This window comes from Prevotella melaninogenica ATCC 25845 (genome assembly GCF_000144405.1).
Taxonomy (GTDB): domain Bacteria; phylum Bacteroidota; class Bacteroidia; order Bacteroidales; family Bacteroidaceae; genus Prevotella; species Prevotella melaninogenica.
Map to the genome: position 1 here is coordinate 147,233 of NC_014370.1, position 23,653 is coordinate 170,885.

Annotated in this window: 14 protein-coding genes; 7 read left to right on the forward strand and 7 right to left on the reverse strand. The window is 40.4% G+C overall.

Translation table 11 applies throughout. From position 1 onward, the window contains the following. Positions 1 to 1,122 precede the first annotated feature (1,122 nt). Both HMPREF0659_RS00525 and HMPREF0659_RS00530 read left to right on the forward strand, forming a co-directional pair. On the forward strand, positions 1,123 to 1,389 hold the full coding sequence (locus HMPREF0659_RS00525; RefSeq protein WP_044045793.1) for a hypothetical protein: 267 nt from the start codon (positions 1,123 to 1,125) through the stop codon (positions 1,387 to 1,389). A 140-nt stretch (positions 1,390 to 1,529) separates the two neighbouring features. Further along, positions 1,530 to 4,859, forward strand: coding sequence for a glycoside hydrolase family 66 protein (locus tag HMPREF0659_RS00530; RefSeq protein ID WP_044045794.1), 3,330 nt, complete (start codon positions 1,530 to 1,532; stop codon positions 4,857 to 4,859). Positions 4,860 to 5,846: 987 nt separating this feature from the next. On the opposite strand, the gene HMPREF0659_RS00535 is transcribed toward HMPREF0659_RS00530, so the two are convergent. Then, positions 5,847 to 7,118, reverse strand: coding sequence for an NAD(P)/FAD-dependent oxidoreductase (locus HMPREF0659_RS00535; RefSeq protein ID WP_013264075.1), 1,272 nt, complete (start codon positions 7,116 to 7,118; stop codon positions 5,847 to 5,849). A 109-nt stretch (positions 7,119 to 7,227) separates the two neighbouring features. Further along, positions 7,228 to 8,469 carry a M16 family metallopeptidase gene (locus HMPREF0659_RS00540; protein ID WP_013264482.1) on the reverse strand — a complete coding sequence of 414 codons (1,242 nt, stop codon included), beginning with the start codon at positions 8,467 to 8,469 and terminating at the stop codon, positions 7,228 to 7,230. A gap of 141 nt (positions 8,470 to 8,610) precedes the next feature. On the opposite strand from HMPREF0659_RS00540, the gene HMPREF0659_RS00545 reads away from it, so the two are divergent. The 5 genes from HMPREF0659_RS00545 (at position 8,611) to HMPREF0659_RS00565 (ending at position 15,441) form a co-directional block, all read left to right on the forward strand. Continuing rightward, positions 8,611 to 9,549 (forward strand): carbohydrate kinase family protein, encoded by a 939-nt coding sequence (locus HMPREF0659_RS00545; RefSeq protein ID WP_004358807.1) that lies wholly within the window; start codon positions 8,611 to 8,613, stop codon positions 9,547 to 9,549. A 65-nt stretch (positions 9,550 to 9,614) separates the two neighbouring features. Beyond that, entirely contained in the window at positions 9,615 to 10,805 is a 1,191-nt protein-coding gene (locus tag HMPREF0659_RS00550; RefSeq protein WP_013264592.1) for an FprA family A-type flavoprotein, read from the forward strand. A gap of 1 nt (position 10,806) precedes the next feature. Further along, complete coding sequence (locus HMPREF0659_RS00555) at positions 10,807 to 11,319, forward strand: LOG family protein (protein WP_013264316.1); 513 nt, start codon at positions 10,807 to 10,809, stop codon at positions 11,317 to 11,319. Positions 11,320 to 11,708: 389 nt separating this feature from the next. Further along, on the forward strand, positions 11,709 to 13,739 hold the full coding sequence (locus HMPREF0659_RS00560; RefSeq protein ID WP_013264547.1) for a glycoside hydrolase family 16 protein: 2,031 nt from the start codon (positions 11,709 to 11,711) through the stop codon (positions 13,737 to 13,739). Positions 13,740 to 14,286: 547 nt separating this feature from the next. Next, complete coding sequence (locus HMPREF0659_RS00565; protein ID WP_013264381.1) at positions 14,287 to 15,441, forward strand: TlpA disulfide reductase family protein; 1,155 nt, start codon at positions 14,287 to 14,289, stop codon at positions 15,439 to 15,441. Between the two features lie 648 nt (positions 15,442 to 16,089). Here HMPREF0659_RS00565 and ispF read toward each other — a convergent pair. From ispF to tsf, 5 genes are all read right to left on the reverse strand, one after another. Continuing rightward, entirely contained in the window at positions 16,090 to 16,593 is a 504-nt protein-coding gene (gene ispF / locus HMPREF0659_RS00570; protein WP_013264932.1) for a 2-C-methyl-D-erythritol 2,4-cyclodiphosphate synthase, read from the reverse strand. A gap of 190 nt (positions 16,594 to 16,783) precedes the next feature. Continuing rightward, positions 16,784 to 17,950, reverse strand: coding sequence for a type IX secretion system outer membrane channel protein PorV (gene porV / locus HMPREF0659_RS00575; RefSeq protein WP_013264283.1), 1,167 nt, complete (start codon positions 17,948 to 17,950; stop codon positions 16,784 to 16,786). Positions 17,951 to 18,010: 60 nt separating this feature from the next. After that, positions 18,011 to 21,610 carry a type IX secretion system sortase PorU gene (gene porU / locus HMPREF0659_RS00580; RefSeq protein WP_013264080.1) on the reverse strand — a complete coding sequence of 1,200 codons (3,600 nt, stop codon included), beginning with the start codon at positions 21,608 to 21,610 and terminating at the stop codon, positions 18,011 to 18,013. Positions 21,611 to 21,745: 135 nt separating this feature from the next. After that, complete coding sequence (locus HMPREF0659_RS00585) at positions 21,746 to 22,363, reverse strand: fumarylacetoacetate hydrolase family protein (RefSeq protein ID WP_013264380.1); 618 nt, start codon at positions 22,361 to 22,363, stop codon at positions 21,746 to 21,748. A 191-nt stretch (positions 22,364 to 22,554) separates the two neighbouring features. Next, complete coding sequence (tsf, locus tag HMPREF0659_RS00590; RefSeq protein ID WP_013264695.1) at positions 22,555 to 23,553, reverse strand: translation elongation factor Ts; 999 nt, start codon at positions 23,551 to 23,553, stop codon at positions 22,555 to 22,557. Between the last annotated feature and the right edge of the window lie 100 nt (positions 23,554 to 23,653).

Here is a 23,653-nt window from a genome sequence, read left to right on the forward strand (position 1 = left end):
GTCATAAGAACTGTGGCTTATTCTCACGTTTAATACCCTTTCCTGTTTAAGTGTAGTAGGCTATTTGTATGGTTATAAATCTTTAAACTGATTAGTATTTACGCTCAGCACCATTGGTGTTGGGCCTTCGCACAATGTGTGCTAAGCCTCTATACGTTGATAAGGAATAGTTAGCAAGATTTACTTTGATTCTATGTCTTATATGGAGAAAATGGATTTAAGGTATGAACTTAATGTGGATACGACTGCTTGATACTTCTTCAAAGAATGTATTTGTGATGTAATATGCTATGTTATTTTCATTTTAAATCTCTGTCTTCTATGGTAAAGCGTTTACTTTGACACACCCTCTTTATGTTGAAAATAAGATTTCCTGTCACTGCCATCATTCGATATAAATTTCTAACAGTTTGTTTTACAGTTTGTTTGTTGAAAGTGTTAAAAGTGACAGCAAACTGAATTTAAAGTTATGATAGTGATAAGGTTATATTTTTGCAAGGTGATGACTGATTCTTTTTCTTTAAGCGTAAGGTAGAGATAGAATTCTTTGAGTACTTTCGTTTCTCACATTGAAGAACCTCTGACTTTGGTAAGCTTTATAACTTTCTCTTTGGTAATCGCTAAAAATGATTGTTTCTCAGTTGAAATCGTTTGATATATAACTAATACTTTTCTGTGCCAGTCTTTGTTTTACAGCTCTTATTTATAATATTGACGGTTCTATCGGTATAATTTTGTTTTATCAAAGAGTGTGACGAGTTTCAGATAAGTGTATCTTGTTAGTTTGACTATTCTTTGATAAACTTCATTTTGCATTATATTTTGTTTGTATTATAGTTTGTTGGAGTTTGTATAACTTGTTGTTACTGTGTTTAATAGACTTTTTGATAACTTGTATTTGTCATTTTATAAGTCTAATGAGCAATTTATTTGTTTATCTTTGCAATTGTTTTCCTATTTGATGTTTGAAACTAAGATATAACTTTTATTTCATAAAGCAAATCAGAAAACAATAGTGCATTTAAGGATGACGAAGAGACAAAGAATGAAAGGATAACTATTTACTCCGAAGCAATTGTCAAGTAGTCTACCATATATTGTTCGAATCAAATAAATAAAAAAATGAAGCGAAATTTACTTTTAGTATTACTTGCATTCACCTCGATTGCTACTTTTGCTCAGAATCAGATCAATGATCAAGTTCGAAAAGCAAATTTGTTTATTGATGGTGGTATATTGTTTAGTATTCAGAAGTTCGTATCACAAAATTCAACAGAGAATGAGGTTGAGTTTTGTGGAGATACCTCAGACGATGAGGCTGATGATGCGTTGAGTGTTACATCTAACGGTGAGATTGGTATTGGTATGAACTCACTTTGGGATGAATAACTACTAATATTGTTTACAACGATGGCATTGCCAAGTCTTGGCTTGAGAAAGTCTGACTGTGGTAATGCCTAACCATATTAACCTAAAGAATAAAGTAGCCGTATAAGGCACATTAATATTAACCAATAAAATTAAAAACCATGAGATTAAAACGATTGCTTATTTTGTGTGTAACGCTGTCGTCAGCATCGATGTTATTTGCTGATGACTTTGTTTATGACAACCTTAAGTATACTACAAACTCCGACAATTCGGTGACTGTAGTAGATGGAAAGAGGGCGAGTGGGGAGGTAATTATCCCTTTTGACGTTCGCAACAAAAACAAAGTTTATGTCGTTACTTCCATTGAACACAATGCCTTTGAAGGCAACAATGCTATTACTGCTGTGACAATTCCAAGTTCGGTTAGTACCATTGGCTACAGTGCATTCAATAGTTGTAAGGGCTTGCGACGAGTGATGGACGCCTCACGTGTCACCGAGATGCAAGGCTTTGAGTACACTGATTGTTCAAATCTAACTTCCGTAACCTTATCTGGAACGCTACAAAAGATTGGCTATCGCTCTTTTGCAGGTACCGCTTTGACACGTCTTGTCTTACCAGCAAGCGTGAAGGAGATTGGTGGTGAGGCTTTTCAAGATTGTCTCCAACTAACAAACGTAGAGTTTAATAAAGGTCTTCAGACTATAAAGGACCATGCTTTTAAGAATAGTGGCTTGGCTTCTTTAGAACTTCCTGAGGGGATAAAGGAGGTTGGCGAATGGTCTTTTGAGGGTTGTAAGAGCCTGAAGACGGTGCAAATCCCTCAATCTGTAACAACCTTAGGGACGGGTGCCTTCTATGCATGTTTAGCCCTTGAGTCAGTTGTTATACCAGCCTCCGTTACGAATTTCAACGACAGAACCTTCAATGGATGTCGTAATTTGTCTGCTGTTTATTACTTAGGCAGCAGTTGTCCAAGCCTTGGTCAGAACACTTTTGCCGATGTTTCCGATACTTTTGGTTTCTATGTAAAGCCATCAGTTCTGTCTGCTTTGCAAGGAATAGCCTATGTTTCTGACAAGGTAAAGGATAGTTTTCCTTATCAGCAAGTTAGTAAGTACACCACTTTCTCTCGTCCTTTTGATGTAGATTTTACATCTGCTACAGGGCTGAAAGCTTATATTGCAAAGGAAAGTAATGGGAGAACTTCTGTTGCTTTAGCACCTGTGACTGCTGTAAGTGCAGGAACAGGTCTTATTATAGAGGCTGTTCCTAACACTATTTATCAGCTCCGTTTGGCTGATAATGCAGTTTATTATGATGATAATGCTCTTCGTGTTTCAACAGGAGAAACCGTTGGTGCAACAACATTAAAGTTAAAAGAAGATATAACTTATCTCTATGCTCCTGTAGAACTGACAACGGATAAGGTGCGTTATGAGCCTGGAAACACAGTTGTTTTTACATCAAAGAATGTTCTCCCAGCCAATGCAAAGGTGCGTTACTTACATGGTAATACTGTCGTGAATACCGATGAAATCGGTGGAAAACAGCGTTGGGATTGGAAAGTACCAGCAGATAATTTCACCGGATATATGGCTGAAATCTATGTTGCTGATGGTATTGCCGAGCAGACTCTCGCTACAATCGGTGTGGATGTTTCTACCGAATGGGGTCGTTTCCCACGTTATGGTTTCGTCTCACACTATGGCTCTGATAAGACACCTGAACAGGTTAAAAAGGAAGTAGATATGCTTAATCGTTACCATATGACTGGTATTCAGTTCTATGACTGGCAGTGGAAGCATCATATACCATTCCCTCAGGACTCTACAAAGTGGAAAGATATTGGTTTGCGTGATGTCTATAAGTCGTCAATAGAGAACTACATTAATCAGTTACATGTCGTAGGAAGTAAGTGTATGTTCTATGACTTAGTGTATGGTGTGACTGGAAGAGTGGTTAATGGTAAGCCTGAAACAGTTGATAACTTTGATGGGCATGACGGTATTAGTAGTGATTGGGGTTGGATAGACTTGCATGAAAAGAAAGGTGGTGGCTATGATCTTCGTCAGGTGCAGTATCCTCTTGGTGATTGGCCAAGCATTTATGTGATGAATCCTGGTAATCAGGACTGGGTTAACTATCTTTCTGGTTCTATCAATAAGGTCTATCAGAACCTTGCCTTCGATGGTTTTCATATCGATCAGTTAGGTCACCAGCGTGATGCTTATTACGTCAACTTGAAGAGTAAGAAGGTAAATGGTCAGAAAGTGTATACTGATGGTGACCGCCGTGATACACATGACTTTGAAGGCTACTTTGCCAATTTCATCAATCGTATGAAGGCTGACAATCATAATAAGAGCCTTGTTATGAATGCTGTCTCAACCTTCGGAGGTTCCAAAATCGTTGGTACAAAGAACGTTGAATTCGGCTATAATGAGATGTGGGGTGACGACGATTATCTGTGGAACTATCGTAAGATTATACAGGACAACCGTCGTAATAATGGCAAGAATACTTTTAATACTGTCTTTGCAGCTTATCTACACTGTCGCAATGGAAATGGTGGTCAGTTCCATACAAGCAGTGCGTTGTTTGGCAATGCTACTATTTTCGCACTTGGTGGTTCTCGTATTGAGTTGAGTGGTGACCACATGTTATTTACAGAGTACTTCCCTGATGATGCTCGAAAAATGTCAGACAAGTTGCAAAAGTCAATCATTCACTATTATGACTTCCTTGTTGCCTATGAAAACTACTTGCGAGATGGCAATGCTGAAACCTCTGTTAATATGACAATGGATGGTGTTAACGTGGCTGCATGGGACTTGTCTGATCCTAATCCAAGTATTGCAGATGCTGCAAATCAGACGATTGGACCAAAGCCTTATTGTGTGAATACCTACAGTACTAAGAAAGGAAACGTGACAGCTATCCAGTTACTTAATTATAGTAATGTGTCAAGAGACAACTTTAATGTTCGTGATTTGAAGGAGACAATGCCAGAGCCTAATGTCTTGCTTAATAAGAAGATAGTTCTTGATGATGCTACTTCTGTGTCACGTATATGGGTAGCAAGTCCTGATTGTTTTGGTGGTGCCCCACAAGAAGTTGTTTTTAAGCAGAATAATGGTAAGGTAACATTTACTCTTCCTTCTCTGGAGTATTGGACTATGGTTGTAGTAGAGCATGGTAATAAGCTGGATAATAGTGCATCAGAGGTTCGAAACTATGTTCTTCATGGCGAATCTTTTCAAGAGGCATCTAATAATACTGTGCCAGCAGGAGAGGCTTATCTCTCTTTTCCTGCTACTATAGGAAAAACTTTGCAGCCGTCATTACCTTTAGTTCCTGTTACCGCAGGGATTGCTAATGTAATTGATAACGGACGTGATGATTATTATACCGTGTCTGGTATTAAGGTTGATCATCCTGTGAAAGGGATATATATCCATAAAGGAAAGAAACTGGTAAAGAAGTAATTAGCCCCTGATTCAGTATTACCCCCAATTGGTTATTAGTAACGTTCACTGCCTGTGAAGGGTAAGTTACTAATGACTGATTGGGGGTAAAATGTTTTATTAGGAGATAAGTAAGTGAGTCCTAAGTCTTCTTAAAGTCCTTCTTTAAGGTCATATATTGAAAATAGAATAAAGTCTTATACACTTATATAGTATTAGTCTCCCCAAATTAGATGGTCTTACAAAGGCGGATAAATTGTAAGCTGAAATGTAGAAAGGGGAAATAGCTACGATGTCTATTCGTCTTCTACAAACAACTTATTCCTTTATTAGGATGTGTTTGTAAACTATTTTCGCATAGTACAAAACCAATACATGCTCTTTGGGCTTCTAAAAGACGCCTAATTGACTTGCAAAAGGTGCCCTTTTGAGGTCTAAGTAACGCCCTTTTGAAGTCCAATAAAGCACCTTTCACTTTGCTACTTCATAACAAATTGATTTCCTGTTGGTTACGAACCTACTTTTTACACGGGTTTTTATCTTTGTTTTCAGATGTTTTATTCGAATTCATGTAATGAATTTTCATGGTCTTTTTTGTGTTTTTGAAGTATTAAAAAGAAAAGGGATTCTATGGCAGAAGATGATAAAAGGGTAGACGGCTGATAGTCTTTGTTATGTTTGTGTTCGATACTTACAATTCTTTCTATTGTGCCCTTCTATTGTGCTTTAACATCATCTAATTGTCATTTTGAATCCGGTTTTTCCCTTTTAAAGAAGTAGTTTCAAATTGTTTTCACGACAAGAAGTCGAGGATTAGTGATAAATTAGGATAAGAAAGAGAGTGAACTGAAGAGGGGGTAATAAAGAATAATGATAATAATAACTTATAAACAATATAATAATAGTCTATTTTTATGAATAAAAAGAGCTTCCCCTATTGCTCGAATAGCTACGAACCAATAGGGGAAGGGAATACATTTAGTTCTCAAGAGTAGGGAACTGAATGTTTTATTTTGCCTTCAAAATCAAACGGAGGCTTTGCTTATAATTAATATAGTTCCATACCCAGTTGAGCAGAATAAACGTCTTATTCTTTACACCAAGGATAGAGCGAAGGTGAACAACGAGCCACAACGCCCAAGCAGGGAAACCTCCAAACTTCTTTCCAGAGATTTCGGCTACGGCATGATTACGACCAATAGTTGCCATTACACCGAGATTTTTGTATTTGAAAGGCTTTAGTTCTTTCCCTTTCGACATTGCTTTAAAGTTCTTTGCTACTGTCTTTGCTTGCTGCATAGCAACCTGCGCTAACTGTGGATGACCGAGTGGATATTCCTCATCACCCTCGACAAGACTCACATCACCAATAGCATAGACATCTTTTACACCTTTCACACGACAAAAACGATCGGTTAAGAACCTACCAGCATGACCAATACTTTCTGCAGGAAAACCCTCGACGGTGTTTGCACAGATTCCACTCACCCAGATAACGGTCTGTGTAGGAATCTCTAAGCCAGCACTGGTTTTCAGAATACCATCTTTGTATTCAGTAGCAAACTGAGGCTGACGGATATGAACATGCAACTCCTTTAAATCACGTTCTGCTCGCTTTGATGATACTGGGTCCATAGCTGATAGCAGACGGTCAGCAGCGTTTACAAGGTAGATATGCATCTGTGAAGAGTCAAGGTCGGGGTAATCACGAGCAATAATGTTCTTCTTCATTTCTGCCACAGCACCTGCAATCTCTACACCTGAAGCACCACCACCAACAACGACAATATTCATTAAAGCTTGTTTGCGTGCTGGGTCTTCTTCTGTTAGAGCAAGTTCAAGATTACGGAGAATAGTGTTACGAAGTCTCATAGCCTCACTAACCGATTTCATCGGGAGGGTCGTTGCTTCGATATCCTTATTACCAAAGAAGTTTGTCTTTGCGCCAAACGCCATTACAAGATAGTCGTAATCTATCTCACCTACAGTCGTATTGATTATCTTTTTATCCGTATTCACCGACTCTACCTTTGCCATACGGAAGAAAAAGTCCTTTTTACCTTGGAAGAGTCGACGGAAAGGAAAAGAGATACTACTTGGTTCAAGACCACCCGAAGCCACCTGATAAATCAATGGAGGGAACTGGTGATAGTTATTCTTATCTATTAATACTACTTGATAGTCATCGTCTACTAATTTGAAGGCCAATTCCAAACCTCCTAATCCACCACCAACAATAACGATTCTTTTTTTGTCAGTGTGTTCAATGTTTGCTTTCATTATCCTGCTTTTATTTATGTTTGTTTTCTTTTATATGTCTACTTCCTTTTCTTTCTTACAGAGAAAATCGTGCCAGAGGTATTCTTTGCTAAGGGAAAAGTTATTCCGTTTATATATAAATCAGTTTTGTAAGTCGTTCTTCTGGGAAGAGTTCGCGTGCAACAGCTTGCACCTCTTCAGCAGTGGTAGCGTCAATATTGCGATAAAGTGCTGATATATCTTTCTTCCAACCATAGTGGAGAAAACCTTTACCGAAGTCTAAAGCAAGGTTCTCTCGGTTGTCACAAGCTATGCCTATCTGTCCTTTAATCTGCTGTTTAGCTATAGACAACTCGTCATCTGTTAATGGAATGTCGATGAAATGGTCAAGTTCTGCACGTACAAGGCGCATACATTCGTCCAAATCATCTGCGTCGCAGCCAAAGTAAATGCTCCAAATACCTGTTAAAGAATAGCTCACCATAGAGCTTTCTACCGTATAAACGAGTCCGCGACGTTCACGAAGTGCAAGATTCAACCGGGCACTCATACCAGGTCCACCTAAGATGTTATTAAGTAGATAAAGTGCCATACGTCTTTTATCATGTATGCTATAGGCACGATTACCAATCATCACGTGGGCTTGGTGAGTATGCTTATCTATCTTAACTGTCTGTGGCTGATATTCACTCAATGCAGGAAGCGGCGTTTCTATTGGCTTTTCAGTTTCACCCTTTATTCTTACTTTCGAGTGATTTTCCTTCTCTAAAAGGCTAAGTAGATTATCAAAATCCACATCACCATAGGCAAAAAACACCGAATTCATCGGTTGGTAGTGCTTCTGAGTGAAACGAAGTGCATCCTCGGTAGTAAACTTCCTGACACGCTCTGCCGTACCAAGGATACTATGTCCTAAAGGATGTCCACGGAAGATGATATTTTCAAACTCATCATATATCAACTCTGCTGGACTATCGTTATAAGACTCGATTTCATCGCAAATAACTTCTACCTCCTTGTTAATCTCTTTTTGTGGATAGATACTGTGAAAAACAATATCTGTCAGTAGGTCTATCGCTCGGGGAAGATGGTCCTTCAGAATAGCTGAATAATAAACCGTATCGGTCTTGGTGGTGAAAGCATTGAGATCGCCTCCTACTTGCTCAAGACATTGAATAACATCAATTGCTGTTCGGCGAGTAGTACCTTTGAAGGTAACATGCTCGCAGAAATGAGCAATACCCTCCTCGTCAGGTAGCTCGTTAGCTGTCCCGACGTTGAGTTGATACCCACAATAGACCACTGGTGAGGTCGTTGGAAGGGTAATGATGCGCAGTCCATTCTCTAAGACTGCAGTCTGATATCTTGTCATAGGGTGCAAAATTAAGAAAAAAGAATGAAAACTAATAGACTTTAATAGACAAAGAAAAAAGAACTCGATTCATTTTGTGTTCCGCCTAAATTTCTGTATATTTGCACAACTAAAGCGAGAAACAACATAATTCACAATAAAATGCGGAAAGTTATAGGTATCGGTGAAACCGTCTTAGACATCATCTTTAAGGATAATAAACCAGTTGAGGCAGTTCCAGGTGGTTCTACCTTTAATGCCATTACGTCGTTAGGACGCTGCGGAGTCAACACATCATTTATCTCTGAGGCGGGTAATGACCATGTTGGAAAATATATTATCGACTTCTTGAAGGACAATGGTGTGAATGCTGATAACATTTCAACCTTCCCTGATTCTAAGTCGCCTGTATCACTCGCTTTCCTCAATGAAAAGAATGATGCTGAGTATATCTTCTATAAAGATCACCCACACGTTCAATTAGATTTCACATTCCCTGATATACAACCCGATGATATCGTGCTTTTTAGTTCCTTCTATGCGGTGAATCCGGTGATTCGGCCGCAGGTGGTAGGACTACTTGATTATGCACGTTCACGTGGTGCAATCATCTACTACGATGTTAACTTCCGTCCTGCACATAAGGATGATGTTATTAAGATTACCCCTAATCTGATAGAAAATCTTGATTATGCGGATATCGTACGTGGTAGTTTGGAGGACTTCGCAACGATTTATAAAAAAGAAGATGCCGATAAGGTCTATAATGCGGAGATTTCTTTTTATTGCAAGCAGTTTATCTATACACAGGGAAGTCAGCCTGTTGAAGTGCGCAGTGGTAAGGAATTGAAGAAGTCCTATCCTGTTCTCGACACGAATGTTGTCAGTACAATCGGAGCCGGTGACAACTTTAATGCAGGTTTCATCTTCGGTATGTTGAAGCATGGTATCACTCGTGCTGATCTCGAAAGAGGGCTGACAGAAGAGCAATGGGACAAACTTATCAACTATGCCTTGGCGTTCTCTGCAGACTGCTGCAAGGACATCTTCAACTATGTAAGTAAGGACTTTGGTGAGAAGATGAAGGAGGAGGCTTTGTAATAAGCCTTATTAGCTTAATAAGCCCAATAAGCTAACAAAAGAAACTACATAAATTCAAAAATAAAATGATAGAAATTGCCAATAAAGTTTATTACGTAGGAGTTAACGATCGTAATAAGAACCTTTTTGAAGGATTATGGCCACTGCCTTATGGTGTTACCTACAATTCTTATCTCATTGATGATGAGAAGGTTTGCCTTATTGATACAGTAGAAGTAGACTTCTTTACACAGTTTATTGAGAGACTTCGTGAGGTGTTGGGCGACCGACAGATTGATTACTTAGTCATCAACCACATGGAGCCTGACCACTCTGGTTCAATAGGTTTGCTGCGTAAATATTATCCTAATATCCAAGTTATCGGTAATAAGAAAACCTTTGATATGATGTCAGGATTCTATGGTGTCAAGGATAATACGTTAGAGGTTAAGAATGGTGAGGAGTTGAGCTTAGGTAATCATACCTTACAGTTCTTTATGACTCCAATGGTTCATTGGCCAGAGACAATGATGACACTCTGTAAAGGTGAGGTCAGCCACCTCTTTACAGGTGATGCATTCGGCTGTTTTGGTGCATTAAATGGCGGTCTCATCGATCAAGAGATTGATACAGATTGGTGTTGGTTAGAGATGGTTCGCTACTATTCTAACATCGTTGGAAAGTACGGAACACCTGTTCAGAACGCATTGAAGAAGCTTGCGGGTATTCATATTGATTATATCTGCTCTACTCACGGACCCGTATGGCATAAGTATGTTGACAAGGTTATCGGACTTTATGACCGTATGTCTAAGTACGAAACAGAGCCTGGTCTGGTGATTTGCTATGGTACAATGTATGGCAATACAGAGCGCATGGCAGAACAGATTGCACGTGCAGCATCGCTTGCTGGTGTGAAGAATATTCGTTTGTACAATGTTTCTAAGACACACCACAGCTATATTCTCCAAGACATCTTCCGCTTCCGTGGCTTGATTGTTGGTGCTCCTACCTACAATGCAGGACTCTATCACGAGATGGATGTACTCTTGCAGGAGGTTGCTAATCGCGATATCAAGAACCATCTTATTGGTTGGTTTGGTTCTTACTCTTGGGCTTCAAAGGCTGTTGCTGCCATTGGCGAATGGAATGAGAACCATCTTCACTTTGAAAAAGTGGGTGAGCCAGTAGAGATGAAGCAGGCACTCACACCAGAGATTAAGGAAGAGTGCAACCGCTTAGGACGCGAAATGGCTGCAAAACTTTTAGAAGAATAAAATGAATATAGCAGTATTTTGTTCTGCAAATAATAACATTGCTCCCGACTACTTCCGTGCTGCGGAAGAGTTGGGACGATGGATTGGAGAGAATGGGCATACGCTCGTTTATGGTGGAGCCAACAGTGGATTGATGGAGTGTATTGGTAAGGCTGTACACGAAGCTGGTGGACGTACTATCGGAGTTATCCCTCGCATCTTAGAGGAAGGACGTAGAGTTAGCGACTATGTAGATGTAGAGATTCCTTGTGAGGACCTTACTGATCGCAAGGCAATCATCATGGAACGCTCTGATGAGTTCTATGCTTTACCAGGTGGTATCGGAACAATTGATGAAATTTTCACTGTTGCAGCCTCTGCTTCTATTGGTTATCATCATAAGAAGGTTACCTTAGTCAACGTGCAGGGCTTTTGGGATAGTCTTATTGCCCTACTGAATGACCAACAAGAAAAAGGTATGATGCGTGGTAGAATCCATGATTATATAGAGATTAAGAATATAGACGACTTTTAACCCGAATCTCTAATTTTGCAACATGAATTGCAAACTTAGAGATTTGTTTTTAATACGTAACTATTTTTCAAAGGATTATTTCGTTGAGACGCATTGAGATAAAAACGAAACATAAATAAACAATAGGCGTGTTCATTTCATATTCTTCAACAAAAAATGAATACGTTTACAATACCTTACAGTTATTTTGCACTCTACCTGAGCCACAAAGCATGTAAATATGCGGTAAATAGTGTAATTTTGCAGCCGAAGGTTAGCTAATGATTAGATTCAAGAATTATAACAGGATAGCTTTACAAGATGTTTTAGTATCCCTGTTTAATATCAAGCTACCTTTATCTAATTAAATAACATGAGTGGCATAGGGCTACTTTTTAAACAAAATCAACATGAAAACAACAGGACTAATACTTTGTGGATTGTGTTTAGGCTTCTCTAACCTATCTGCACAAGTAACACAGAACGCCGTACCGTCCATGGCTGGTTGGAATTACTATGGTGGCGATGAGTTTAATGGAAACAAGATTGACGAATCTAAATGGGGCGTCTATGGTGATCCAAAGTATAATTACAAGTTTGATGATTACGGTAATACAGAAGGGCAAGGAGGTGTTCAGTATTATCGTGCCGATATGGTTAAGGTAAAGAATGGTGTGGCATATATTACTGCTTCACGTGAACCTCTTTTAACAGGACGTCGTCCTGACGCTAAAAAAGACCCTGCTGGGACCGATTACAGCGTAAAGGTACAACCACCTTTTAAACCTAAACATGACTTTGGTAAATACGGTTGGTGGTCTGGTGCACTCTCCAGTCGTAATGCTAACGGAGCAGACTTGGTGAAAGCTAAAGGGTTAGAACATGGAACTTACTACCCTCTCTACTCACGTATAGAGGTAAAGGCTAAGATTCCATATGAGTTCGGAACTTGGATGGCACTATGGCTCCGTCACTGTAATGGAGCAAGTACATTTGAGATTGATTTACAAGAGTTCTTTGTTAATGAGGACAGAAAAGATGCAATGAAAGAGAAAGGCTTTTATCTGCATCAAACTACCCATGGAATGGACTACGATGCCGGTTGGAAAAACGGATACCCCAATAATACTTATAACCATAATGACTATGGAGATCGTGTAAGGGAAATTGACTTCGACCCAGGAAAAGATTTCCATGTTTATGGCGCACAGATTGACCCAGAGCCAGGTGATCCAATGCACTTAGCCGTAACTTTCCTCTTAGATGGAAGAGTTAGATCCGTTTTCCGTACAAAGGATAATCGATATAAATCAAAAAACTCGAAGTATCCATATCGTTATAATGCACTCTTAGCACAAAACCTTTCAAAGTATGGAGAGGACCGTGTTTGGGACGTTGCTATCACAGGACAAGTAGGTGGTAAGGCATGGAAGGCTAATACAGAAATACTACCAAGTATGTATCCATATGAAGGATTTGGTGGAACTCTCTACCCGGAATTAAATCCGAAGTATGGAGGTGATATTAATAAGGTCCCTAAGGAGTTCGTTACAGAAATTGACTGGTTGCGCGTTTTTAAACGAGCAAATGAACTACTATGGATTGGAAACTTACCAGAATATAGACAGAATCAGAAGAAAAGTCTTGAACTTGCAAAAGAGAAGTTTACTAACATAAAGCCTGGTGATCAGTTGGTAATGGACCTTGAGGTCTGCGACCCTAATCAAAAAGCAAGTCTTGATATCTTTAATAAAAGTGGAAAAGCTATCACAACGCTTAAGCCAGAGCTTGCTAAGAATGACGCACAGGTAACTTTCGTTGTGACAGAAGCACTTAGTAAGTTACTAAAGAGTGAAGGCTGTGTACTGAAATGTGAGAACATCCGTTTATACACCGTTTGTCATTCATCAAAGAAGGATGCTATATGGAGTGGCTTCAAAGAAATCCAGTGGGGTGAAACAATTATCCCAGCAGAGTTGTTTGCGAATTTAGGAGAAGGACAAAAACTTGAGTTTGTGGTGAGAGATGTTAATCCAGGTGGAAAGATTTTCTTACGCCAGAATAAAAAGAATCCTACTGATTCAAAAAGACCTAAGTTCTCGTTTAGCGCACAATATGGTAGTATTATCAACTTGGATAGTGGGAAAGATGAAAAGACCTATAGTCTTGACCTCGAACCTAAGGTTATCGAAGAGTTAAAACAGAATGGCTTGGTGGTAACTGGACTGGGGTACTACTTGCGTAGTGTTAACATTATAGGTACGAGTCATACGTCAAATAACACTGTTACAGGTATTGCTATAGACAAGATAGACTCCGCGAATCAAAATGATGGTACTGTCTATTCTATCAATGGAATGAAAGTAAGAGATGCGAACGATAAAGGGAAATTAAATCCAGGAATCTACATTATTAATGGTAAGAAGGTTCTGGTAAAATAAATTAGTAGATAACAAAACTACGAGCAAGGTATCTATAACATGGTACTATGGATTATCTTGCTACGTTAGAAAAGTATTCTGAAACCCTGATGTTATACATCAAATAGGCTGTTACATTGTAATTACCAAATGTTGATAATATCGTGAAAGAGGGTAGATGAATACAAAAATATATAAGGGGCTTGTATCAATGTTGTCATTTGATATAAGCCCTTTTTGCATCCAATTATTTATAAAGTCACTTGGTTTATAAGTGTTACTCTTATTTGATTAATCTCGATGAAATCGATAAATTTTTATCAAAAAGAGATGAAATAATAGTCTGCTCAGCCCTCTATGCACATATATCTCAGTGTTTCTTTAAAAAGTAGATTTGGGTTTAAGATACGGCTATAAGTAATCAATGTTATCTCTTTTTAGTGGCTGGAGGAAGTTTTGTTTAAGTATAGTGAATTTGATAATATTTGACGATATTTGCTTTGCAGTTTTATCATTTTACGTTACCTTTGCAAGGAAGATAAGATAAAAACGTAATATCTATTAAACAATGAAGCATAAAATCGGAAACATTTTGGCGGCAGGCTTTGCGATTGTTGGACTCGCTGCACTGGCAAGTTGTGCGGGAGAAAAGTTCCATGTGACAGGTTCTATTGCAAATGCCAAGGACTCTTTGCTCTATTTTGAGCATAACGGACTCAATGGATTTTCTACTGTTGACTCTGTTAAACTCGATGAAAAGGGCGATTTTTCGTTCTCAGGTGATAAGGTGGATAATCCAGAGTTCTATCGACTTCGCATTGCTGGACAGATTATCAATATTGGTATTGATTCTACAGAGACAGTTGATGTGAAGGCTACTTATCCGCAGATGGCTACCGATTATAGTGTGAAGGGTTCCTATGAGAATGAGAAAATCAAGGAATTGGCACTGAAGCAAATTGACTTACAAGCACGTTGCCAGTCTATTCTTGCAGAACGTCCTGACCTTGCTGATTCAATTATCACAGTATTGATGAGCGACTATAAGCAGGATGTATCACGCAACTATATCTTCAAGGAGCCAATGCGTGCCTATAGCTATTTTGCTTTGTTCCAGTATATTGTAATAGGTAATCAAGCACATTTGATATTTGATCCATCAAGAGACGTAGCTGACAATAAGGTGTTCGGTGCTGTTGCAACCAGTTGGGATACCTATTATCCGGGTTCAGAGCGTACGCAGAATCTCCATAATATCACGATTAAGGGTATGAAGGATGAGCGCATTGTGAAGGCACAGAATAAGCCAGTGGAGATAGAAGCTAAGGAATTAGGTGTTGTCGACCTTCCATTACGTGACAACCGTGGTGTAGAACGCCATCTTACTGATTTGAAAGGTAAGGTCGTTCTGCTCGACTTCCATGTCTTTGCAGCAAAGGGTTCTACAGAATATATTATGCAACTGCGCGAACTTTACAATAAGTACCATGACCGTGGCTTCGAAATCTATATGGTTTCATTAGACGATAATGCTCATTTCTGGAAAGAGCAGGTGGCTAATCTGCCATGGATTAATGTCTATGATGATACTGGTATCAGTCAAGCTTATACAGCTCCTGCACAGACGGTTCCAATCATCTATCTCATTGATAGAGGTAACAATATTGTGAAGAACCCATCACAGATTAAGAATCTTGAGCAGGAGATTGAGCGTTTGTTATAAGAATCAGACATGAATCTTCTATGAGCTAAGCTGAGAATACTTTGGCATAAAGAAATTAGGTTATTGATATAGAATCTCTATCTCAATAACCTAATTTCTTTTTTATTTAGTTTGCTGTCACTTTTAACACTTCTCGTAACCTCTTGTTAAGTAATCATATGCAAGAGTTATTGGAGTGACAGGAGTGACAGCAACTTTTATTTCATGTTTTTACACGTCATACACTAACCTCTAAAGCTGTTAGTATCCCCAGTACGCTTGGTCAATGGTTGTCTCTACACTTTTACAAGCTTTTTCTTATTCCGAACTTGTGTATATAATGCTCTTAGATCTAAGTATGAATTGCCTCTATCATATTAACATTTCGTCTGGTGCGAGGCGTTTGCACCATTGGTGTTAACGATCTGCACAATATGTGCTGGGCACCTGCATCATAATAGAAAAGCGTGTTATAATTAAAAAATGCCGTTATAATTAGAAGTAAAAAGCTCTATCTTGATTGATTTGGGTTTTAAAAAAAAGGCTGAAACCCAATGAAGGATTTCAGCCTTTAGTCTTTATTATCAATGAGAGATGATAGTATGCTTAGATGTTTATGTCTTTTCCTATATGATGAGGATAATGCTAAAATACTATGCTTCAATTATCTCATGCCTTTACAATCATACAAACTGCGTATGCAGCCATACCATCTTCACGACCAACGAAGCCCATGCGCTCGGAAGTGGTAGCCTTGATAGATACGGCGTCGATGTCACAACCGATGATATCAGACAGACATTTGCACATAGCAGGGATATGTGGGTTTATCTTTGGACGCTCGGCACATACCGTAGCATCGATGTTTCCTACTCGATAACCCTTTGTTGCCAAGAGGTCAATGGTCTTGCGAAGAATGACCTTTGAGTCCATATCGAGTGTGTCAGCAGAGGTGTCGGGGAAATGATAACCAATATCGCGCATATTAGCAGCACCGAGTAGGGCATCACAGATAGCGTGAATGAGTACGTCAGCATCACTGTGTCCAAGGAGTCCAAGGGTATGCTCAATTTTGATACCACCTAAATATAGGTCGCGTCCTTCAACGAGTTTGTGTACGTCGTATCCCATTCCGACACGGAAAGATGGGATGGATAGGGTAGAATTGGTCATATTCTTATATAAGGAGAACCTTCCTGTTACCCTGCAAAGGAGGGGGATGTCTATACAAATAGATAAGCAGAAGGTTGGTTGAGAGTTAATGCTAAATAATTAATGAATAAGGTAAGAAGCGGATAACTAAGTCTGCTCTAATAGTTTCCCATTAGGTTCTCCCCTCCTTCGGAGGGGCTGGGGGAGGTCTTTACCTCCTCTTAAACAAATCTTTTATACCATCCATGTCAAATGATAAAGAGAAACGGAGGGTCTGATCAAGTGGGTTGTTCTTAGCTGTTGCAATAACATATCCGGCATCCAGTGAGAAGACATTCATCTTGAAGCCTGCACCGACAGTGAAGTACTTGCGGTTACCTTTGTTTTCGCTTTCGTGGTGGTAACCAGCACGGAGTGAGAACTTATCATTATAAGTATATTCAGCACCTAAGCTCCACTGAATCTCCTGTAACTCTTCAGAAGCACCATTAGGTGCATCACCGAAGCTCTTGAAGATACCAGAGATAGAAGATACGTCATAATATTCCTTCTGAAGACGGTTATCATAGTCTACCTGTGTTTCATCAGCCTTGCGCTTTGGATAGGTAGGGACTAATAACTTATTAGCATCAGCAGCAATGGTAAAACGGTTGAATTCATCGATAGGAATCATCAACGAAGCACCTAAACGAAGGTTGGTTGGGATGAACTCAGAGCGATTATCACCACCGAAGGTAATCTTTGAACCGATGTTTGAAATATTCATACCTAAGCCCAACTGGCACTCACGCTCACCGATATTGATATAGTTCTGATAATAGCAAGACAAGTCGGCTGCAAAGGCAGAACCTGGCGCGGTATCATCGGTATAGTTATAGGTAAGGTCAGAGTATATCCAACGTACAGCCGCACCTAATGAGAAATGCTCACTCAACATCAGAGAGTAGGCTACGTCCATTGACATCTCATAAGGGTTAATGGTCATGTTAGATCCGTCAGTCATCTGTACTTCACCCAAAGAGAAGTAGCGCATAGAAGCTGAGACTGCACTGTAATCACCGATACGATAGTAACCAGAAAGATAAGCCAAGTCGATGTCACTCACCAACTGGCGAAGCCAAGGAGTGTAGTTTAGTGAAACACCCGCACGAGAAATATTAAAAGGATATTTTGCAGGGTTCCAATACTGTGAATTCACATCTGGGTCGGTAGCAGCACCAACGTCACCCATACCTGCAGCACGTGCATCAGGAGCGATAGTCTGTGAGGTAACAGATGTGTTGACTGGATTAAAAATGTCTTTCTTATCCTGAGCGAAAACGGTAGATGAGGCAAATACCGTCAGTGAGAGGATGGCTATACGAAGCTTATTAATCATTCTATTTTAATTGGATTGCTTATTAAATGTTGCTATATGGATTGAAACGTTCGTTCTGTGTTATTTATTGTCTAAGATAATTAGTTTCTTAGCTTTCGATACCTTTGTCGCACCATTACTGCTGAGGCGTACTCGATAGAGGTAGACACCTGTCTTGAGTCTTGCTCCACTCTCAACGGTAAGGTCCCAGTTGGCTGTAATGGCATTGCCCGATGCAACACCAGTCTCACTGCGGTGCCATAGGAGGCGACCGCTCATATCGAATACTTCAATGTCAATATCGACATCTGAACCAATATAGTTGTGCGTAACAATGAATGTCGTCTCTGTCGTGGCAGGATTCTTAGAAGCATTGACACTATAGATTTCTGGTGCCAGTCCTTTTACAACCTTGAACTGTAATGTAACGGTTGAAGGGTTGTTCTGTATGTCCCACGCACGGAACTGCAGAGTGTGTGGTCCCTCAGAAAGCTCAGGCAGACTAAAGCCTGTTGTTCCTGATGTATAGCTACCGAAGTCATATCGGAAGTTATCATTCAGAATATAGGTTTGCGTCAACTTGCCGTCGATGGTCAACTGCATGTCATGTCCGATACCATTACCAGAAGCGTTGATACCATCTTTATCCGTTATCTGTGCAAAGAAGTAAGGAGTACTATTGACCTCACCACCATTGACAAAAGAAGGAGAATTGAGATAAGCATAGATTGATGGACCAATAGAGTCGTTGTATACAATCTCTGAACCATCAATCGTGAAGCCATCTTCATGTCCTTGTGCCATGAGGGTGTGGTTGTCGTTAATGGCAGATAGGTTCATCAAGCCTGTTCCTGCTGCATAGTTGATGTCACGTGGTACGGCGAAGGTGAATGTAAACTCACCATTCTTGATACTGTCTGTACCATTGTATAGCACTTTCTGTCGATCGTAATATTGGAACGCACTTGCGGATGTATCCTCTTGCTTCTTACAGGTAATAAGTTCTTTTGTGTCACGTACGGTAGCAGTGAGTAGCCCCTTGAAGTCACCTTGCTTACTACCATTCTTTGCAATGTAACCTTTGACAGTTACAACGGAGCCACCTTTGAGTACAACAGAACCTGTCGTACTTGGTGTTTGTCCATTGATTGTCTCCACTTTTACCTCTAATGTTGGGAGGTTCAGTGAGAGAGCAGGGTCGCCTAATAAAGCATATTGCAGTTTATTTGGTGTGAGGTCGCTGTTAGAATTAATCAACTCACATTTAGCTAAACGCTGTGCTTCGCCCAATGTGGTTGGTTTACCATTTGTAAAGCTAAGTACATGCTTGAGGAAGGCGGTATTGATTGCCTTGTTATAGTAAGCATATACCGTACGAGTAGTACCCCAGAAAGCAACAGAGCCACCCTTCTTGTTTAGCATTGCTGCTTCACCGATAGTTGGGATAGTACCATCGTATGGCATAATATCACAGCTGGCGGTAATCCAAAGTGGTAGATTAGCGTTGGTAAAGTTGGCATAGTCGTTGAGGCGGAGTACTGCTTCATGAGAGATCTGGTCTTCCTTTCCGTGACCAGCATAATCCATGATAAGTGCACCTTGTGCCTGTTGCTGCTTGATAATAGCACTTACCTCAGGGTAGGTGTTACCAGTTGCAGACGATATACGGGTGTAAGCATCCCACATCACCTTCTTTACTTGATAGTCAGGATAGGTCGACATAATGGTTTCTGCGGTCTCATTGACATCGTGCATGTGGAGATTATTGTTTCCATCATCACCCATGAACATGATAATATTCTCCCAACTTCCGCCATTCTTGTTCTCAGCATATCCGATTGTCTTATCAACTAATACCTTTGCATCTGATATCTCTGTCACAGGAAAGCGCCCAACTCCAAGGTCTTCTTTGTCGCGTCTTAACAAGTCTCCACCTTCTCCATCATCCATCAACGTAAACCAACCATCATTGACATAGCAGTCGGTCTCGCTGAATGAGTTTTCACTCTCGTAGGCAAGAAGATAGTCATCAGGGTTAAGGTTACGACAAGCACTGGTAACCATACGGTTGTCCCATACGCAGTCGCCAAAGAGTAGGAGCGACTGTGGGAGATTGTTACTGGTAGCACGGTCGTAAAGCATCTTCATATAACGGCGGTAAGCCATTGCATCAGGTGTCCCACTGGAGAATTCATTATAGAGTTCGTCTGCTGGGACAATACGTACAGAAATATTATCGTGTGTACGATGGAAGTCGGCTAATCGTTCTGCCTGGGCTAATAACTTCTGACTTGTAGGGATGATAATCACCATGTTGACAGGTTCGTCAGCATGATGGTCTTGATTGGTTATGTTGTAAACATACTCTGGGGCAGGGAAAGAAGCCTTCAAAGAAGGTGCTGGCGCAGGAGTAGAGTAAGTCATGATGAGGTAGTCAAGACGTGCTGGACCACCAGATAGGGTTGTCAGTTTGATGCTATCAACTGCATGGAGGGTGTTGAGGGTATAGGTTCTTACTTCTTCATATCCTTTGTCAAAGGATTCTTGTGGTGTGACTCTTATGTCGCCAAGATATTGACCATTTGCTTCTACCTTTACAACTGAAGTATAGGTACCTGTTGTTACGGCTACCGTTAGTTTTGCACTTGTAGCACGTGCTTTGTTTGCCAAGGTGAACACCTTACCTTCGTTCAGTTTTAATGGAGTCTCTTCAAAGAGGTTTCGACCTCCGTGATACCAACTGAAGTTATCTACCTCATGCAGACTATGATAGTCACCTGCTGATGGATAGAAACTGTTGAGGAAGGTTGTGCTATCTGAAACAGTTGCAGGAGCACTGTTGTTGTCTTCTGTTAGGAAGTAATAACCATAGTTAGAATAAGGGTTGCGGATTCTCTTTACCGATGTGTTGCTTTCCCAACTAACAGGTCCACGTGCATAGAAGAGCCGTCTACCATTACTATTATAGGTTGGTACCTCTTTTAAATCATCAAATGAAGTGATGTCGTCAGCTGTAAGAACCTCCTTCTGCAAGTTTCCACCATAGCCATAGATTTTGACTTTGTCAATATTAGAGAAGCCGGCACGACGGATTAGATCATTGGTCAACTGATAGACACCATTAGCAGGAACACGTATCTTTGCCCACTTACCACTTGCAAGAACGGAATGTGCAGCGTAGCGATTTGAGACAGTAGATACCGATATGCCACCGGTACGAGTCTCAATACCTTTTGTCTTCTTCGTCGTTGTTTTCTTAGGACGAGATGTAAGCGCTATCATGAAACTGACGAGGAACTGCTTCTTTCCATTGCGCTGAACGATAGGCATTAGAGATATCTCTAATACACCACGCTTACGTTCCACAGTCATCTGCTGATGTATCTCTGGTAATGCAGGAGGGACAACACTTGTCAATGCATTGTAGCGTTCAATGTCTGCCTTGCTCATGTCCATAAACTCAGGATAGCGTATCTCCAATTCGTAGATAGAATCAGCGTACTGTTCACCAACAGGGATAGCATAACGGAAAAGTGGCAATAGCGAGTCTATTGTCACATCTTGAACCGTTAGGTTGAAAAATCTTTGCTGTTGAGCTGATAGTTTTATACAACCCAACAGAAGTATAAGGCAGAGTATTGCTGAACGTTTCATTAACAGCTTGTTGATTCCTTTCGTCATTTTATTGATGTATTCCTTCTTAAGTCTTTTTGTCAGTTATTCCCTCTGTTCGGTTGATTATTTGAGTTCCTTAATTGGAGAGTATAGAAATCTATGTTGTAATCGTTTAGAAGTCTTTCACTTACTCTCCTTATTTTACTTGCAATTAAAGTCGAGAACCTTTCTCTCTTCAATGTATCCTTCCATATGGTCATTGATATGTACAAGTCCACAACCTGATGGACAGCCTGTATAGATGATGTCGCCAGTCTTGAGGGTAAAGTAGCGACTAATGTAACTGATGATTTCATCTACTTTGTATAGCATGTCAGTTGTACATCCTTCCTGAACCGTCTGTCCATTGATGTCAAGGTGGAAGCGGAGTCGTTGTACATCAAGGAATTTATCCTTTGATATCCATTCGCCTAAAGCAGCCGAACCATCAAATCCTTTGCAGAGGTCCCATGGTAGTCCTTGCGCTCTTAGCTTTTGTTGTAATTCGCGAGCTGTGAAGTCAATACCAACTGTCACAGCATCGTAGTATCTATGAGCGAAGCGCTCTGAGATGGTCTTCCCCAATCGACAGATACGCACCACGAGTTCCGTTTCATATTCAATCGTTCCCAGGTCATCGGGAATGAAGAAAGGCTTTTTATCTTTCAGTAGGGCAGAGTCTGCCTTAGTGAAGATTACTGGTCCTTCCTTTTTAGATAACGTTTCGTTTAGCGATTTATTATGTTCGGCATAATTCATGCCGACTGCAAAGATTTTCATTGTTGGTAGTTTTAGGAAATTATTGGGCTTATTGGCCCAATTAGTCTTATTAGCCCAATTAGCCTTATTAGCCTTATTAGTCCAATTAGCCCAATTAGTCTAATAAGCCCTAACTTCTAATAAAAGAGAGTTGCAGGAGCCTAATGGCTATCCTGCAACTCCCATATCTTTCTTCTAATGAAGCTCTGTGATTACTCTGCAGCGAGAGTGAAGCGCTTGTAAGCAACAATCTTAAGATCCTTGCTCTGAGCCTTAAGCCACTCGCTAACGCTCTGCTTGTCGCCATCACCGAACTGGAACTCCTGATCAACGAGACAATTCTCCTTGAAGAACTTGTTCAGACGACCCTTAGCGATGTTCTGAATCATATCCTCGTTGAGGTTTGCAGCCTTCTCAGCAGCAACAGTGTTGCGAATCTCGATAGCCTTGTCAGCCTCCTCACGTGTCAACCAACCCTTCTTGATGTTAGACTCGATGTGGTCTTCACTGTCAACGAGGTTAGCGTTGATACCTGCCTTCTTGATAGCAGCAACAACAGCCTTCTCAATCTGCTCTTCCTTAGTCTTCTCAACAGCAACCTTGAACTCCTCGTCCTTAACAGACTGTGGAATAGATGCCTCGTCAAGAGCTACTGGCTTCATAGCTGCAACCTGCATAGCTACCTTGTGACCAGCCTCCTCGTTGTTCTCATTGAGCTGAACGATAGTTGCGAGAGTGTGCTTGTTCATATGGTCATAAACAGACAAGTTCTCACCCTCAAGGAAGTTGTAGCCGTCGAGCTCCATCTTCTCACCAGTAACACCAGAACGCTGCTGAACTGCTGTAGCAGCATCCTCGCCATTAGCGAGCTTAAGTGTCTTAACCTCATCAAGGCTCTTGCACTTGTTAGCAACAGCAGCGTCCAGAATCTCCTGAACGAGGGCGATGAAGTCCTGACCATTAGCAACGAAGTCTGTCTCACACTTGATAGCAACCATAGCAGCAAAACCATCTACCTGCTTAACGAGTACACAACCGTTTGATGTCTCACGGTCAGAACGCTTAGCAGCGATAGCCAAACCACGCTCACGGATCAATTCCTTTGCCTTTTCGTAATCGCCTTCAGCCTCTGTGAGTGCCTTCTTTACGTCAGCCAGACCTGCGCCAGTCATAGCGCGGAGCTTCTTGATATCTTCAATAGATATAGCCATTTTTTGTTTTCCTTTCTAATATTATTAAATATTGTGGGCGTTGATGAGGGATAATAAACTTCACGTATTATAAATAATATAGAAGCTCATTAGCACTCAC

Coding starts and splice junctions, on each gene's coding strand:
- HMPREF0659_RS00525 (WP_044045793.1), top strand. CDS start 1,123: ATGAAGCGAAATTTACTTTTAGTATTACTTGCATTCACCTCGATTGCT.
- HMPREF0659_RS00530 (WP_044045794.1), top strand. CDS start 1,530: ATGAGATTAAAACGATTGCTTATTTTGTGTGTAACGCTGTCGTCAGCA.
- HMPREF0659_RS00535 (WP_013264075.1), bottom strand. CDS start 7,118: ATGAAAGCAAACATTGAACACACTGACAAAAAAAGAATCGTTATTGTT.
- HMPREF0659_RS00540 (WP_013264482.1), bottom strand. CDS start 8,469: ATGACAAGATATCAGACTGCAGTCTTAGAGAATGGACTGCGCATCATT.
- HMPREF0659_RS00545 (WP_004358807.1), top strand. CDS start 8,611: ATGCGGAAAGTTATAGGTATCGGTGAAACCGTCTTAGACATCATCTTT.
- HMPREF0659_RS00550 (WP_013264592.1), top strand. CDS start 9,615: ATGATAGAAATTGCCAATAAAGTTTATTACGTAGGAGTTAACGATCGT.
- HMPREF0659_RS00555 (WP_013264316.1), top strand. CDS start 10,807: ATGAATATAGCAGTATTTTGTTCTGCAAATAATAACATTGCTCCCGAC.
- HMPREF0659_RS00560 (WP_013264547.1), top strand. CDS start 11,709: ATGAAAACAACAGGACTAATACTTTGTGGATTGTGTTTAGGCTTCTCT.
- HMPREF0659_RS00565 (WP_013264381.1), top strand. CDS start 14,287: ATGAAGCATAAAATCGGAAACATTTTGGCGGCAGGCTTTGCGATTGTT.
- ispF (WP_013264932.1), bottom strand. CDS start 16,593: ATGACCAATTCTACCCTATCCATCCCATCTTTCCGTGTCGGAATGGGA.
- porV (WP_013264283.1), bottom strand. CDS start 17,950: ATGATTAATAAGCTTCGTATAGCCATCCTCTCACTGACGGTATTTGCC.
- porU (WP_013264080.1), bottom strand. CDS start 21,610: ATGACGAAAGGAATCAACAAGCTGTTAATGAAACGTTCAGCAATACTC.
- HMPREF0659_RS00585 (WP_013264380.1), bottom strand. CDS start 22,363: ATGAAAATCTTTGCAGTCGGCATGAATTATGCCGAACATAATAAATCG.
- tsf (WP_013264695.1), bottom strand. CDS start 23,553: ATGGCTATATCTATTGAAGATATCAAGAAGCTCCGCGCTATGACTGGC.